This is a genomic window from Nocardioides sp. NPDC127514, assembly GCF_040302125.1.
Classification (GTDB): domain Bacteria; phylum Actinomycetota; class Actinomycetes; order Propionibacteriales; family Nocardioidaceae; genus Nocardioides.
The window spans coordinates 1-13,647 of the sequence record NZ_JBEORF010000019.1 but is presented as its reverse complement, the minus strand read 5'-3'; the positions used below and the strand labels follow the sequence as shown (position 1 = coordinate 13,647).

Sequence of the window (13,647 nt, the reverse complement as noted above, 5' to 3'; positions counted from 1 at the left end):
TCAAGTGAGCGATTGCGCCGGGAGGGCGTTGAGGGGCTGGGGGGCGGGGCCGGTGGCGAAGTGGACGTCGCTGATGGCGTCGGCGAGGCGGACGAGCTGGGCCTGGACCTGGTCGAGGAAGGACTCCAGGTTGGGGCGGCCGACTCCGCCGATGGCGACGAGGCCGGCGACCTCGGTGCGGTCGAGCATGTCGGTGATGTCGTCGAGGAGCCGCTCGGGGCGGGACGAGCCGGTCGAGCCGGGGAGCTTGGTCAGGTGGAGCCGCAGCTCGTCGAGGCAGAAGGCGAGCGAGCGGGGGTTGTCGCGGTCCATGATGAGCAGGTCGAGCACTCCCCCGGTGCGTACGTAGCCCCGGTAGCGGCGGCGGTGGGTGACCGCGGACTCGGCGGAGGCGAGGACGGCATTGAGCACGGCCCGGTCGACCTCGAGCCCCCTCCGCACCGTGGTCGTCGCCCGGAGCAGATGACAGACCTGCATCGAACGCTCGAGGAACCGTCCCAGCCGGATCGAGTGGTAGCCCTCGTCGCGGATCATGCTCGCCACGATCCCCTGCATCGCCAGGATGCCGTGCAGCATCTCGGCACCCGACTCGGCGATCTGCAGCGAGTGCGGGTTGACCCGGAGCTCCTCGGCGGCCCGGTCGGTCGCGGAGAAGATCCGCCACATGTCGGGGCTGAGCTGGTCGCGTACGCCACTGAAGGCCTGTCGCATCCCGGCCAGCGACTGCGCGGCCGACCCCGGACGGTCGGCATCCAGCAGCATGGACCGGAACTCGGCGTCGATATCGGCGTCGGCGTCGGCGTGGCCGTGCCCGCCCAGCCGGTCGAGCGCACTCAGCATCACCTCGAGGCTGATGCCGCCGGACGTACGCGGCCTGGTCCTGAAGTCCTCGGCGAGCACGTGCGTGGCCAGGATGAGCCGGATGAGGTCCTCGGCACGCTCCGCGTAGCGCCCCGACCAGTACATGTCCTCGAGCGCACGCGGGACGAGCACCGTGACCGAGCGCGAATGGGTCATCGGGAGCACGTCGGCCAGACCCTGGTCGGCGTCCTGCGGCGACTCCTTGAGCACCCAGACGTCCTTGCTGCACGGCGGCAGCCCGGTCTCGTCGGCCCGGATCGAGGCCAGGCCACCGACGAGCGGCCGGTAGGCAGAGCCGTAGCGGAGCGAGAACGTACGCAGCGTCAGCGGCCGGCCGACCGCACCGTGCCCCTCGGCCCAGGTCGGAGCCTGGGAGAGCGTGATCCTCTCCTGCCCGACATGGCGGTAGGGATCGGCCGCGATCCTGGCGGCCAGCTCCTCGGGCGTTCCGTCGACGATCGTCCCTTCCAGCGTCCGCACGACCAGGTCGCCCGCGGCCAGGCGCCGCTCGACCTCCTCGCGCTGGGCGGGGTCGCCGCACCACCAGGTGCCGAGCGACGCCAGCCGCAACGGCTCCCCGAGCAGCGCCTCGCAGGCGGCGGGAAGATAGGGAACCAGCCCCGGGTTCTCGAGTACGCCGGCCCCGAACCCGTTGACCACCCGCACGTTGCCGCGGCGTACGGCCTCGATCAGGCCGGCCACGCCGAGCTGGCTGTCGCCGCGGAGCTCGAGGGGGTCGGACCAGGTCGCGTCGACGCGACGGAGGATCACATCGACCCGCTCCAGCCGGTCGCCGTGGCCGCGCATGAGGACCTCGCCGTTGCGTACGGTCAGGTCGGTGCCCTGGACCAGCGGGAAGCCGAGCGTCGAGGCGAGAAAGGCCTGGTCGTAGGCGGTCTCGGAGTGGGTGCCCGGAGACAGGACGACGACCCGCGGGTCGGCCTGGTCACCGGGCGCGGACTCGAGGAGGGCGGACCGGAGGGCGGCGAAGTAGGGCTCCATCCGGTGCAGCCCGGCATCGCGGTGCAGCTCGGGGAGCACCCGGCTGATCACCCGGCGGTTCTCCATCGCGTAGCCGATCCCGCTCGGCGCCTGGGTGCGGTCGGCGAGCACCCGCCACTCACCGTCGGGGGTACGGCCCAGGTCGGTGGCGGCCAGAACGAGCGGCCGCGGGTCGTGGTTGCTGGCCCGGGCGGCGACGCGATGGAAGCCGTGATGGCCGAAGACCACTGCCGCCGGGACGATCCCGTCCTGGAGGAGACGCTGCGGGCCGTAGAGGTCGACGAGGATCGCATTGAGCAGCTCGGCGCGCTGGGCCAGCCCGACCTCGAGGATGCGCCACTGCGCGGGGTCGATGACGAGCGGCACGGGGTCGAGCCGCCAGGGCTCGGGTCTGGCGCCCGGACGCAGGTAGGTGACCCCGTCGTCGGCGAGGAACCGCTCGACATCGTGGCCGATCCGGCTCAGCGTCGCCGGCGTGATCGAGACGGCCGTCTCGGCCATCGGCTTCCACGCGGGGCGCAGGGTGCCGTCGGGCCCGACGACCTCGTCGTAGGGCTGGTCGGTCGCGTCGAGGAGGCCGAGGGCGTCGGCGTACTCGCGAAGGACGGTCACCGCACCACCCGTCGGAGATCCAGGGTGTGCGGGTTGTCGGGAGTGGTGCCGCGGGCCGCGCGCTCACGCATCTCCGCGACGTCCAGCCGGCCGGAGGTGTGGCCGCGCGCCTCGAACCTGCTCGCGCGGCGCGCCTCGGCCTCGTTGGCGTTCACCGGCGGGTGGTCGTAGCTGCGGCCGCCCGGGTGCACGACGTGGTACGTCGCTCCACCGAGGCTCGTCTCGGAGGCGATGTCGACGACGTCGAAGTGCAGCGGCGCCTGGACGTCGATGCTGGGATGGAGGCTCGACCACGGGCTCCACGCCTTGAACCGGACGCCGGCATAGAACGTGTCCGGCACAGAAGTGGGGGTCAGCGGCACCGGAACACCCTGACACGTCACCAGCTGCCGGTCGAGGTCGATCCCTCTCGCCGAGATCTGAACCCGCTCGACCGAGGAGTCGACGTAGCGCGCCGTGCCCGCCTCGGTGGCCTCCTCCCCGAGGACGTTCCACGGCTCGATCGCCTGCCGCAGCTCGAGCTCGATGCTGGTCGTGGGATCCACGGCGACCCGCGCGAGCCCGATCCGTGGAAAGCGGAACTCGGCGTATGCAGCCAGCCACTGCGACTCGAAGGGGATCCCGTGGCGGCGCAGGTCGGCCACGACCTCCTCGATGTCGCGCAGGCACCCCTGCGGGAGCAGGAAGTCCTCGTGGAGGGCGCTGCCGTGGCGGACCAGGGGCGCCTCGTACGGCTCCTCCCAGAACCAGGCGACCAGGCTCCGGACCAGGAGCGACTGGAGGAGCGCCATCTGCGGGTGCGGCGGCATCTCGAAGCCACGAAGCTCGAGGAGACCGAGGCGTCCTCGGGATGAGTCCGGGGAGTACAGCTTGTCGATGCAGAACTCGGCGCGATGGGTGTTGCCGGTCAGGTCGGTGAGCAGGTGGCGCAGGGCACGGTCGATCATCCACGGGCGGGGTTCGGGGTGCTCCCGGGTGATTCGGGCGACCTCCTGGAGCGCGATCTCCATCTCGTAGACCGCCTCCGGGCGGCCCTCGTCGAACCTCGGCGCCTGGCTGGTCGGGCCGATGAAGCGGCCGGAGAAGAGATAGGAGAGGGAGGGATGGCGCTGCCAGTAGCGGATCAGGCTGGCCAGCAGGTCGGGCCGTCGGAGCAGGGGGCTGCGCTCGGGGCTACGTCCGCCGAGGGTGAGGTGGTTGCCGCCGCCGGTGCCGGTGTGGAGCCCGTCGAGATCGAACTTCTCGGTGGACAGACGAGCCTGACGAGCCTGCTCGTAGAGCGTCGTGATCAGCTCCCGCTGCTCCGCCCAGGTGGCGGTCGGCTGCACGTTGACCTCGATCACGCCGGGGTCCGGGGTGACCGTCAGCCGGGCCAGCCTGGCATCGGGCGGCGGACCGTAGCCCTCGAGCACGACCTGCGTGCCCTGGTCGGTGACAGCCCGCTCGATCACGCGGAGCAGGGCGACGTAGTCCTCCAGCCGATCGGTCGGCGGCAGGAACACATGGACCAGCCCGTCGCGCTCCTCGATCGCGAGCGCGGTGGTCGGTGCCTCGTCGGGATCGGTGACGGTGACCTGCGGGATCTCCGGGTCGAGCGGCGCATCCGCGGTCAGGTAGGACGGTTCACCCTGGAACTCAGGGTCGTGCCAGGAGATCGAGTCGAGCGGCAGCCGAAGCCCGACCGCCGAGGTGCCCGGGGCGAGCACCAGCCGCCCGCGCCGGAACCGCCACTGCGGGCTCGTCCACTCCCCGTCGTTGGTGTTGATCGGGATCACCCAGCCGACCGGCTCGGTGACCTCCTTGTCGAGCTCGGTGACGTTCAGGTCACCGCGATCCGCGGCGTCGTCCGGCCTGGGGCCGTCGGGCTGACGCACCTCCTGGGCGATCTTCGCCAGGGGATCCTCGTACGCCGGAAACACCTGCTCCTCGGGGAGCCCCAGAATCCTGGCAATGCGAAGCGCAACTGCCGAAGCGTCACCCCGGTCGGGCGAAGCGTCACTCAGGTCGGCCGAGCTGTCATCGGGTGACGTCTCGGCCGACGTACCTGACGTCTCGGCCGACGCACCTGACGTCTCGGCGGGGGGCCAGGGGTCGGCGAAGAGGGTCTGGTCGCTCCACAGCGGCTGGCCGTCCGTACGCCACTGCAGGTCGATGTTCCAGCGCGGGAGGGGCTCGCCGGGGTACCACTTGCCCTGGCCGCGGTGGACGATCCCGCCCTTGCCGTAGACCTTGCGCAGGCGCTCGGCGAGGTCAGTGGCGAGCTCGCGCTTGTGCGGGCCGTCGGCGTCGGTGTTCCACTGCGCACTCTTCTGGTCGTCCAAGGACACGAAGGTCGGCTCGCCGCCCATGGTCAGCTCGACGCCGGCGGCTTGGAGACGCTGGTCGACCGCCTCGCCCAGGGCGTCGATCCGGTCCCACTCCTGGCCGGTGAAGGGCAGCGTCACCCGCGGGTCCTCGTGGATCCGGGTGACCTCGTTGGCGAAGGAGAAGGTGACCTCGACCGGGTCGGTGGCGCCCTCGATCGGAGCCGCGGAGGACGGGTGCGGCGTCGCAGAGAGCGGGATGTGGCCCTCTCCGGCGAACAGGGCCGAAGTCGGGTCGAGGCCGATCCAGCCGGCTCCGGGGACGAACACCTCGCACCACGCGTGCAGGTCGGTGAAGTCCTCGGTCGGGCCGGAGGGGCCGTCGAGCGACTCCTGGTCGGCGGCCAGCTGCACCAGATAGCCGGAGACGAACCGCGCCGCGAGGCCGTACTGACGCAGCAGGGACACCAGCAGCCACGCCGAGTCGCGGCACGAGCCGATGCCCAGCCGCAGGGTCTCGTCGGGAGTCTGTACGCCGGGCTCCATCCGCACCGAGTAGGCGACGTCCGAGTTGACCGCCTGGTTGACGCTCGCCAGGAAGTCGACGGTGCGGACGCCATCCTCGGGCAGCGCCGGCAGCTGCTGCCGCCAGGCATCGGCCGCCGTCGCCGACTCCACGTCGCGGAGGTAGGGCGCCAGATCGGCCTTCAGCTGCGGCTCGTAGTCGAAGGGGAAGGTCTCGGCGTACTCCTCCACGAAGAAGTCGAACGGGTTGATCACCACCATGTCGGCGACCAGCCCCACGGTGACCTCGAGCTTGTCCGTCTTCTCCGGGAAGACCAGCCGTGCGAGCCAGTTGCCGAACGGGTCCTGCTGCCAGTTGATGAAGTGCGCCGCCGGCGTCACCGACAGCGAGTAGGCCTCGATCGGGGTCCGGGTGTGTGGCGCCGGGCGCAGGCGTACGACGTGCGGACCGACCCCCACCGGCTGCGCGAACTCGTAGGTGGTCCGATGTTCGAGCGCAACCTTGATCGACATGGGGTCAAGACTGACCGATCGAGGTTGCACCGGGGTAACGAACCGCCGCCGCGCCCGAAATGCGGCTTAGCACGACGGCGAATCGACGGGATCCGAATTCGCCGATTGGTAAACCCATTTCACCCGGACTAAATGCCGTGTTCCGCCCTCGGGAAATTACCCATTCGCCAGTTCGAACAGCTCTATTACCCCCGGAGGTACATCGGAAACAGGCCGATCCACCAGGCGCCGCAAGCGATATCGCGCCCGCTTATCCCTGCAGGTCGGGCATGAACACCGAAACGATTCGCTTGTAACAAGACTGGGATTTCAACGCCAGTTGAAGTGCGAATCGATGAGTTTACGCCACTCAAACCGGCTTTGGTATAGGAAATGATCAATTCAGGAGTGTTCTTGACATTATGACTCAAATCGCTTCAGGATTCATCGGGCAGGACCCAACAGCAAGCTAAGGAGATTTCGTGAATTCTCGGACTCGAATCGCCGCTGTCGTCGCTGGACTCGCACTGGCCACGGTCGCCGCACCAGCCATGGCCAGCCCCGTTCCACCACCGATCCCTGACCCTCCGGTCCCCGGCACTCCGGGCCCTCCGATTCCGGACGTGCCCGACACCCCGGAGACCCCGGACGTCCCGGAGACGCCGGACGTTCCCGACACCCCGGAGACGCCCGACGTTCCCGACACTCCGGACGTACCCGACACCCCGGAGACCCCGGACGTTCCCGACACTCCGGAGACCCCGGACGTACCCGGCACCCCGGACGTTCCGGAGACCCCCGACGTTCCCGACGTACCGGAAGTCCCCGACACCCCGGACGTACCGGACACACCGGTCCCTGACGTACCGGAAGGTCCCGGGATCCCGGAGACTCCGGACGTTCCCGTTCCGGACAGCCCGGCCGCGGACGTTCCTGCCGCAGACGTTCCTGTCCCGGAGGTCCCGGTCCCGGACGTTCCGGTCCCGGATGTTCCGATCCCGGACGTCCCCGTTCCCGGCGTTCCCGGCGTCCCTGGAGTTCCCGGCGTTCCCGAGCTCCCCGGCGTCACCGACAGCCTGCTCGGCATCGTCAACAGCCTCCCGGTCGTCGGCCCGGTCCTGACGGACCTGCTCACCTCGATCCTCGGGAAGCTCCCGGTGCCGTAAAGGCGCACACCACCATCACCCAATCAGCAGAGGTCCAGCAGCGTCGACGCTGTTGGACCTCTGCTATTTCGCCGAGCAGGGCCGGCTCTCAGCCCTTCGGGAACGAACCCGCGAGCTCGATGAGGCGGGTGTTGGCCTCGGCCTCACCGATCGAGACGCGTACGCCCTCGGGCGGGTAGGGACGGACCATCAGGCCGACCTCGTCGGCGGCCGCGGCGAACTCGGCGCAGCGCTCGGGAGAGCCGAAGGCGAACCAGACGAAGTTGCCCTGCGCGTCGGGGATGTCCCAGCCGGCGGCGCGGACGCCCTCGACCACCCGGGTCCGCTCGGCCACCACGTCGTCGACGCGCGCCAGCAGCTCGGTCTGCCGCTCGAGCGAGGCGACGCCGGCGGCCTGGGCGACGACGTTGACGCCGAAGGGCAGCGCCATCGCCCGCAGGGTGGCGGCGATCGGGGCCGGCGCGAAGGCGTAGCCGACCCGGAAGCCGGCCAGCCCGTAGGCCTTGGAGAACGTACGCAGCACCACCACGTTGGTCCGCGCGCGGTAGGTGGCGATGCCGTCGACGGCGTCGTCCATGCGTACGAACTCGGCGTAGGCCTCGTCGACCACGACCAGCACGTGCTCGGGCACCTTCGCGAGGAAGGCGTCGAGCTCGGCCTGGGTGACCGAGGTGCCGGTGGGGTTGTTGGGCGTGCAGACGAAGACGACCTTCGTACGCTGCGTGATGGCCGCCGCCATCGCGTCCAGGTCGTGATGACCGTCCCCGGTGACCGGCACCTTCACCGCGGTCGCTCCGGCCGCGAGCACCGCGATCGGGTAGGCCTCGAAGCTGCGCCAGGCGAAGACGACCTCGTCCTCGGGACCGCAGTAGGCCGAGACCAGCTGGAAGATCAGCGCCACGGCGCCGGTCGAGAGAGCGAGCTCCTCGGCCGGCACCTTGTAGGACGTCGCGAGCGCCTCGTACAGCTCCGTGTTGCCCGCGTCGGGGTAGCGGTTGACCCGTCCCGCCGCCTCGGCCGCGACCTCCACCACGCCGTCCAGCGGCGGGTAGGGGTTCTCGTTGGAGGAGAGCTTGTAGGTCACCAGACCGGGCCGCTCGACCGGCGGCTTGCCCGCGACGTACGCAGGCATCGCGGCGACACTGGGACGGGGCTGTGGGGTGCTCATATCGTGAGATCCTAGGTCGGGATGACCTCGCCGCCGTAAACCACGGGAACGTCGCGGCCGACCACGATGTCGAGCGGGTTGGTGACGCAGCGCACCGACCCGCCACCGAGGTGGAGCTCGCTCATCTCGACGATCCGGATCGTGAAGCCCCAGTCCTCGAGGACGGGGCGGATGCGGTCCGGGCAGGAGGGCATCACGATGGTCCGGCCGATCACGATCGAGTTGGCGGCGAAGGTGCTGAGCGCCTCCTCCTCGGTGATGAACAGCGGCTCGGGGACCAGGTCGACGAGCGCCTGCGCCGACTCGGGAGCGAGCGCGTCCGGGCAGATGATCGCGCGGCGCTCGTCGAGCGGGCAGAAGGCCAGGTCGAGGTGGTACATCCCCGAGTGGGTCGTCCGGACGCCCAGGACGCGCACGCCCATCTCGGTCGCCAGCGTCTTCAGCGCCATCTCGTCGGTGCGCGGCCCGGTGCCGGCGACCAGGTGGCCGGCGAACGGGAAGACGTCGCCCGCCTCGAAGGTCGGTCCGACCCCGTCCTTGCCGACGTACGCCGTCCCCCAGCCGTTCGCGGCGAACCACTCGACCGCGGAGTTCGTCTCGTTGCGGCGCTCGGGGAAGCGCATGTGGGAGAGGAGCACGTGCCTGCGGCCGTCGGCGAGGGTGGCCGCGAAGCCGAGGTTCATCGCGTAGACCATGTCGGGGCTGTCCTCGCGTGGCGCGATGACGTCGACGCGGCCGCCGAGCTCCTCGATGGTGGCCCTCAGGGTGTCCCACTGCGCGCGAGCACGGACCGGATCCGGCTGGATCTTGGTGTCCATGAACGGGTTGATGGCGTAGTCGATGCGGTAGTGCGTCGGCTCGGTCATCAGGTAGTGACGGCCCCAGCTCAGCGATGTGCTCACTCGTACCCCTCTCAGGTCTGATCGTCGGATTGCCTGATTGACTGATTGTCAGACAATCCTGTGCCGTTAGGTTAGAGCACGAACGGTCATCACCGGAAGCCGACGCAGATAGGACAATGGGTCCATGTTCGAGTCGCTCACCCTGGACGAACCCGCATCGACGGTCGACCGCGTCGCCGACGAGCTCCGCCGGGCGGTGTTCGAGGGCGAGCTCGAGTCGGGCACTCCGCTGCGCGAGCACGGTCTCGCCGAGTCGCTGGGCGTCGGCCGCTCCACCGTCCGCGAGGCGCTGACCATCCTGGTCGCCGAGGGCCTGGCCACCCGCGCACCCAACAAGGGCGTCGCCGTCGCCACCCCCGAGGCCGCCTCGGTACGTGACGTCTGCGCCGCCCGCTGGGTGCTCGAAGGGGCCGGGGTACGCAACTGGCGGAGCGCCTCCGCCGAGGCGCGCCGGGCCGTGCACGAGTCGCTCGATGCGTACATCTCCGCGGTTCACTCGGAGCGCGCGACCTACCGCGAGCTCAACGAGCGCCACCTCGCCTTCCATCTCTCGCTGGTGGCTCTCACCGGGTCACCGCGGCTGGTCGCGATGCAGGAGCATCTGGTGCTCGAGCTCAAGCTCTCGCTCGCCCAGGTCGACCGCATCCGCCGCAACGCCCACGACCAGGCCGAGGACCACGCCGCCCTCGTCCGTCTCCTCGACGCGGACCGCATCGACGACGCCGAGCAGTTCCTGGAGAAGCACCTCTCCGACGCCGCCCACGCCATCTGCAAGGCGCTCCGCCTGGAGCAGTGACCCCGGGGTAACACAGTCGCCACACCTCGCGCGCGCCCCTTACGTACGTCCAGCGGAGCCTGACACACTCACGGACATGCGCATCGTGACCTGGCTCATCACCAACGCCATCGCTCTGGCCGTGGCCACCTGGCTCGTCGGCGGGATCTACTTCGACGGCCCGACCAGCGGCATGGAGGAGGTCAAGCAGAAGCTGCTCCCGCTGCTGATCGTCGCCCTCGTGCTCGGTCTCGTGTCGTCGTTCGTCAAGCCGATCGTGACGTTCTTCACGTTCCCGTTCATCCTGCTCACCCTGGGCCTGCTCCTGCTGGTGATCAACGCGGCGATGCTCGGCCTGACCGCGTGGGTCCTGGGCCCGACCGGGGTGGGTTTCCACGTCGACGGGTTCTGGGCGGCGGTCCTCGGTGGCATCATCATCTCGATCGTCGGCTGGGGCGTCGACCGCGTCTGGCCGGAGAGCGACGAGTGAGGCCCAGATTCCACATCCGCCACGCGTTCTTGGCGGAAATGTAAAACTCGGGCCATGAAGATCGCGGTCGTCTGCCTGGGCAACATCTGCCGTTCTCCGATGGCGGAGGTGGTGCTGCGGAACCGTCTCGACGGTGCCGGGCTCGATGACGTCGAGCTCGTCTCCGCCGGCACCGGCGGCTGGCACGCGGGCGAGAAGATGGACCGCCGGGCGGCTGCGACGCTGCTCGAGGCGGGCTATGACCCCGAGCGTCACCGGGCCCGGCAATGGCCGGTCGGGGACCCCGAGACGTACGACCTCGTGCTCGCGATGGATGCCGACAATCTGGCCGATCTGGCTGGTCAGGCACCGGAGAGCGGGCTGCGGATGTTCCGTGATTTCGATCCCGAAGGCCCCGGCGACGTCCCCGATCCCTATTACGGTGGTGCCGAGGGATTCCGGGAGGTGCTGGCGATGGTGGAGCGTACGAGTGATGCGATCGTTGCATCCGTCGCCTCGGCGAGGCCCGGTTCGTGACCCGTCAGCCCGCGGTCGCCCGTCGCGCCGAGCAGCTGCTCGGGGCGGCGGTGGTGAGCACATCTCCGGTCGCGGGCGGTGACATCTCGACCGCCACCAAGATCCGGCTCAGTGACGGCTCGCTGGTGCTGATGAAGGCTCTCTCCCCGCCACGTGACGACTTCGTCGCCGCCGAGGCCCGCGGCCTCCGCTGGCTGGAGGAGTCGGGGGCCGTGAAGGTCCCCGAGGTCCTGGCCGCCGAGCCCGACTGCCTCGTCCTGCGCTGGATCGAGCCCGGCCGGCCCAACGCCGAGACGGCCGAGGAGCTCGGCCGCGCGCTCGCGCGCCTGCACAGCACCCCGGTGTCGGGCTTCGGGGCCGACCGGGATGGGTTCATCGGGCGGCTGCCGATGCCCAACAAGCCCGCGGACACCTGGGCCGAGTTCTATGCCGTACGCCGCCTGCTCCCCTATCTCAGGGCCGCGCGCGACCGTGGCGCCATCGACGCCGCTGGCGCCGAGCGCGTCGAGCAGGTCGTCGGGAAGCTGCCCTCGCTGATCCCGGAGGAGCCGCCGGCCCTGCTCCACGGCGATCTCTGGAACGGCAACGTGCTCTGGGACCGGAGCAGCGAGGCCTGGCTCATCGACCCCGCGGCGTACGCCGGTCACCGTGAGGTCGACCTCGCCATGCTCGCGCTCTTCGGCCTGCCCCACCTGGAGCGGATGATGTCCGCCTACGAGGACGCGACCCCGCTCGCCGAGGGCTGGGAGGACCGCCAGGGCCTCCACCAGCTGTTCCCGCTGCTCGTGCACGCCGCCATGTTCGGCGGTGGCTACGGCGCCCGCGCCGCCACCGTGGCCGCTCGCTACCTCTGATTCCCTGGGAAACCAGAAAACCCCTGGTTACCCAGGGGTTTTCGGATGGCGGTGACGGTGGGATTTGAACCCACGGTAGGTCTCCCTACACAACATTTCGAGTGTTGCACCATCGGCCGCTCGGACACGTCACCGCCGAATAAGTTACAACCTCGGGTGGTCTTCGCCGAAATCGGGGCCGCCTCGCTGGGATCCGAAGAAGTCCTCCAGCAGCGCGCGCTGTTCCTCGGCCATCAGCCCGGCGACGACCTCGGGCCGGTGGTTGAGCCGGCGGTCGCGTACGACGTCCCACAGCGAGCCGACCGCGCCGGCCTTGTCGTCGAAGGCGCCGAAGACGATCCGCTCGACCCTGGCCAGGACCGCGGCGCCGGCGCACATCGTGCACGGCTCCAGCGTCACCACGAGCGTGCAGCCCTCCAGACGCCACTCGCCGCGCGCCTTGGCGGCCTCGCGCAGTGCGACCACCTCGGCATGTCCGGTGGGGTCGGCCTCGGCCTCACGTATGTTGCGGCCCCTCCCGATCACCGCGCCGGACGGGTCGACGACGACCGCGCCGATCGGTACGTCGCCGGTCGCCAGCGCAGCACGACCCTCATCGAGAGCGGCCCGCATCGGGGCCTCCCAGCGGTTGGCTGGGGTCACGCCGGCATGAGGCCGACAGCGTCGTCGAAGGCCTCGCCGCAGCCGATCGCCCGGGCGATCTCGGAGAGCGTCTCGTCGGGGTAGAGGTCGTCCTCGAACATGTCGTCGAGCAGCATGCCCATCTCGACGGCGCTCATCCCGAAGTCGGCGAGGATGCCGAGGTCACCGGCGGGATCGGGCTCCTCCTCGTCCTCGACCTCTTCCGGCAGCGGAAGCCCGAGCACGTCGAGAGCCGACGCCGCCAGCTCCCACTCGTCGGCCGCGGTCACATCGGAGAGCAGCACCTTGGTCGCTGCGCCGTGGACCCGGACGATCACGAAGAAGTCCTCGTCGATCGCCGCCATCGCGATCGCGCCGCCATCGCCTGGGAAGCGGTGGAGCGCGTGCGTCAGAGTCTCGACATCGGTCAGGAGGTCGTGAGCGAGTTCGCGCACGACCCAGGCGCCGTCCTCGCGATACATCGCGACGGCGAAGTCAACACCCTCGATCTGCTCCAGCTGATCAGACACACGACCAGAGTGACACCGAAACCGCCGTGGGTCTAGGGGGAATTGATGACCTTAGGACGAAGCGATCGTAGGGTTCAGCCCATGGAGACCCTCGTTGTGGACCACCCTCTCGTCGCCCACAAGCTCACCACCCTGCGCAACAAAGAGACCGACTCGTCGACGTTCCGTCGTCTCGCCGACGAGCTCGTCACGCTGCTCGCCTACGAGGCGACCCGCGGGGTGCGTGTCGCCCCGGTCGACATCGTCACCCCGGTCGCTGCGACCCAAGGCGTACGCCTCACCGACCCGCAGCCGCTGATCGTTCCCATCCTCCGGGCCGGTCTCGGGATGCTCGACGGGATGATCCGGCTGCTGCCGACGGCGGAGGTCGGCTTCCTCGGCATGGTCCGCAACGAGGAGACGCTCGAGGCGACGACGTACGCCGAGCGTCTCCCCGCCGACCTCTCCGGTCGCCAGTGCTACGTGGTCGACCCGATGCTCGCCACCGGTGGCACCCTCGCCGCGGCGATCGACTTCCTGGTCAAGCGCGGCGCCGACGACATCACCGCCGTCGTGCTTCTCGCCGCTCCGGAGGGCGTCGCCGCCCTGGAGAAGGAGCTCGATGGCGTCGACGCACCCGTCCGCGTCGTCACCGCCGCGATGGACGAGAAGCTCAACGAGAAGGGCTACATCGTCCCCGGCCTCGGTGACGCCGGCGACCGGCTCTACGGCGTCGCGGGCTGAACGACCGCTGGTCGAGCCGCGAGGCCGCCTGCGGCCGAGCGTGTCGAGACCAACACGGTCCCCTCTGCGCTCGATCGGACCGTGTTGGTCTCGTTCTCGGTCGCCGC

General features: G+C 69.9%; 12 protein-coding genes and 1 tRNA gene. 6 read left to right on the top strand and 7 right to left on the bottom strand.

Annotated elements, in window-relative coordinates:
- Positions 1 to 2,475: a circularly permuted type 2 ATP-grasp protein gene (locus ABTX24_RS16175; RefSeq protein ID WP_350840902.1), complete on the bottom strand. Its 2,475-nt coding sequence runs from the start codon at positions 2,473 to 2,475 to the stop codon at positions 1 to 3.
- Entirely contained in the window at positions 2,472 to 5,816 is a 3,345-nt protein-coding gene (locus ABTX24_RS16170; RefSeq protein ID WP_350840900.1) for a transglutaminase family protein, read from the bottom strand. The genes ABTX24_RS16175 and ABTX24_RS16170 overlap by 4 nt, the downstream gene beginning before the upstream one ends.
- A 602-nt stretch (positions 5,817 to 6,418) precedes the next feature.
- Here ABTX24_RS16170 and ABTX24_RS16165 point away from each other — a divergent pair.
- Positions 6,419 to 6,961 (top strand): hypothetical protein, encoded by a 543-nt coding sequence (locus tag ABTX24_RS16165; protein WP_350840898.1) that lies wholly within the window; start codon positions 6,419 to 6,421, stop codon positions 6,959 to 6,961.
- A gap of 88 nt (positions 6,962 to 7,049) precedes the next feature.
- Here ABTX24_RS16165 and hisC read toward each other — a convergent pair whose 3' ends face one another.
- A complete protein-coding gene (gene hisC / locus ABTX24_RS16160) occupies positions 7,050 to 8,129 on the bottom strand; it encodes a histidinol-phosphate transaminase (protein WP_350840896.1) in 1,080 nt (359 codons plus the stop codon).
- An 11-nt stretch (positions 8,130 to 8,140) separates the two neighbouring features.
- Positions 8,141 to 9,031 (bottom strand): dimethylarginine dimethylaminohydrolase family protein, encoded by an 891-nt coding sequence (locus tag ABTX24_RS16155; protein WP_350840894.1) that lies wholly within the window; start codon positions 9,029 to 9,031, stop codon positions 8,141 to 8,143.
- A gap of 124 nt (positions 9,032 to 9,155) precedes the next feature.
- Here ABTX24_RS16155 and ABTX24_RS16150 point away from each other — a divergent pair, with 124 nt between their 5' ends.
- The 4 genes from ABTX24_RS16150 (at position 9,156) to ABTX24_RS16135 (ending at position 11,666) form a co-directional block, all read left to right on the top strand.
- Positions 9,156 to 9,827, top strand: coding sequence for a GntR family transcriptional regulator (locus tag ABTX24_RS16150; protein WP_160026517.1), 672 nt, complete (start codon positions 9,156 to 9,158; stop codon positions 9,825 to 9,827).
- 76 nt (positions 9,828 to 9,903) lie between these two features.
- Complete coding sequence (locus ABTX24_RS16145; protein WP_160026516.1) at positions 9,904 to 10,296, top strand: phage holin family protein; 393 nt, start codon at positions 9,904 to 9,906, stop codon at positions 10,294 to 10,296.
- Positions 10,297 to 10,350: 54 nt separating this feature from the next.
- Positions 10,351 to 10,812, top strand: a complete 462-nt coding sequence (locus tag ABTX24_RS16140; RefSeq protein ID WP_350840892.1) for a low molecular weight protein-tyrosine-phosphatase — start codon at positions 10,351 to 10,353, stop codon at positions 10,810 to 10,812.
- Positions 10,809 to 11,666 (top strand): fructosamine kinase family protein, encoded by an 858-nt coding sequence (locus ABTX24_RS16135; RefSeq protein WP_160026514.1) that lies wholly within the window; start codon positions 10,809 to 10,811, stop codon positions 11,664 to 11,666. Before ABTX24_RS16140 ends, ABTX24_RS16135 begins: the two co-directional genes overlap by 4 nt.
- A 46-nt stretch (positions 11,667 to 11,712) precedes the next feature.
- Here ABTX24_RS16135 and ABTX24_RS16130 read toward each other — a convergent pair.
- The 3 genes from ABTX24_RS16130 to ABTX24_RS16120 form a co-directional block, all read right to left on the bottom strand.
- A tRNA-Ser gene (locus tag ABTX24_RS16130) sits at positions 11,713 to 11,800 on the bottom strand.
- A gap of 10 nt (positions 11,801 to 11,810) precedes the next feature.
- A complete protein-coding gene (locus ABTX24_RS16125; protein ID WP_160029375.1) occupies positions 11,811 to 12,278 on the bottom strand; it encodes a nucleoside deaminase in 468 nt (155 codons plus the stop codon).
- 26 nt (positions 12,279 to 12,304) lie between these two features.
- A complete protein-coding gene (locus tag ABTX24_RS16120; protein ID WP_160026513.1) occupies positions 12,305 to 12,817 on the bottom strand; it encodes a tRNA adenosine deaminase-associated protein in 513 nt (170 codons plus the stop codon).
- 81 nt (positions 12,818 to 12,898) lie between these two features.
- Between ABTX24_RS16120 and upp the strand changes: the two genes are divergently transcribed.
- Positions 12,899 to 13,540, top strand: coding sequence for a uracil phosphoribosyltransferase (upp, locus tag ABTX24_RS16115; protein WP_350840890.1), 642 nt, complete (start codon positions 12,899 to 12,901; stop codon positions 13,538 to 13,540).
- The last annotated feature ends 107 nt before the right edge of the window (positions 13,541 to 13,647 follow it).

Bases quoted from the DNA above. Each gene is read 5' to 3' on its own strand.
- ABTX24_RS16170 (WP_350840900.1), bottom strand. From the start codon at position 5,816: ATGTCGATCAAGGTTGCGCTCGAACATCGGACCACCTACGAGTTCGCG.
- hisC (WP_350840896.1), bottom strand. From the start codon at position 8,129: ATGAGCACCCCACAGCCCCGTCCCAGTGTCGCCGCGATGCCTGCGTAC.
- ABTX24_RS16150 (WP_160026517.1), top strand. From the start codon at position 9,156: ATGTTCGAGTCGCTCACCCTGGACGAACCCGCATCGACGGTCGACCGC.
- ABTX24_RS16145 (WP_160026516.1), top strand. From the start codon at position 9,904: ATGCGCATCGTGACCTGGCTCATCACCAACGCCATCGCTCTGGCCGTG.
- ABTX24_RS16140 (WP_350840892.1), top strand. From the start codon at position 10,351: ATGAAGATCGCGGTCGTCTGCCTGGGCAACATCTGCCGTTCTCCGATG.
- ABTX24_RS16125 (WP_160029375.1), bottom strand. From the start codon at position 12,278: ATGCGGGCCGCTCTCGATGAGGGTCGTGCTGCGCTGGCGACCGGCGAC.
- upp (WP_350840890.1), top strand. From the start codon at position 12,899: ATGGAGACCCTCGTTGTGGACCACCCTCTCGTCGCCCACAAGCTCACC.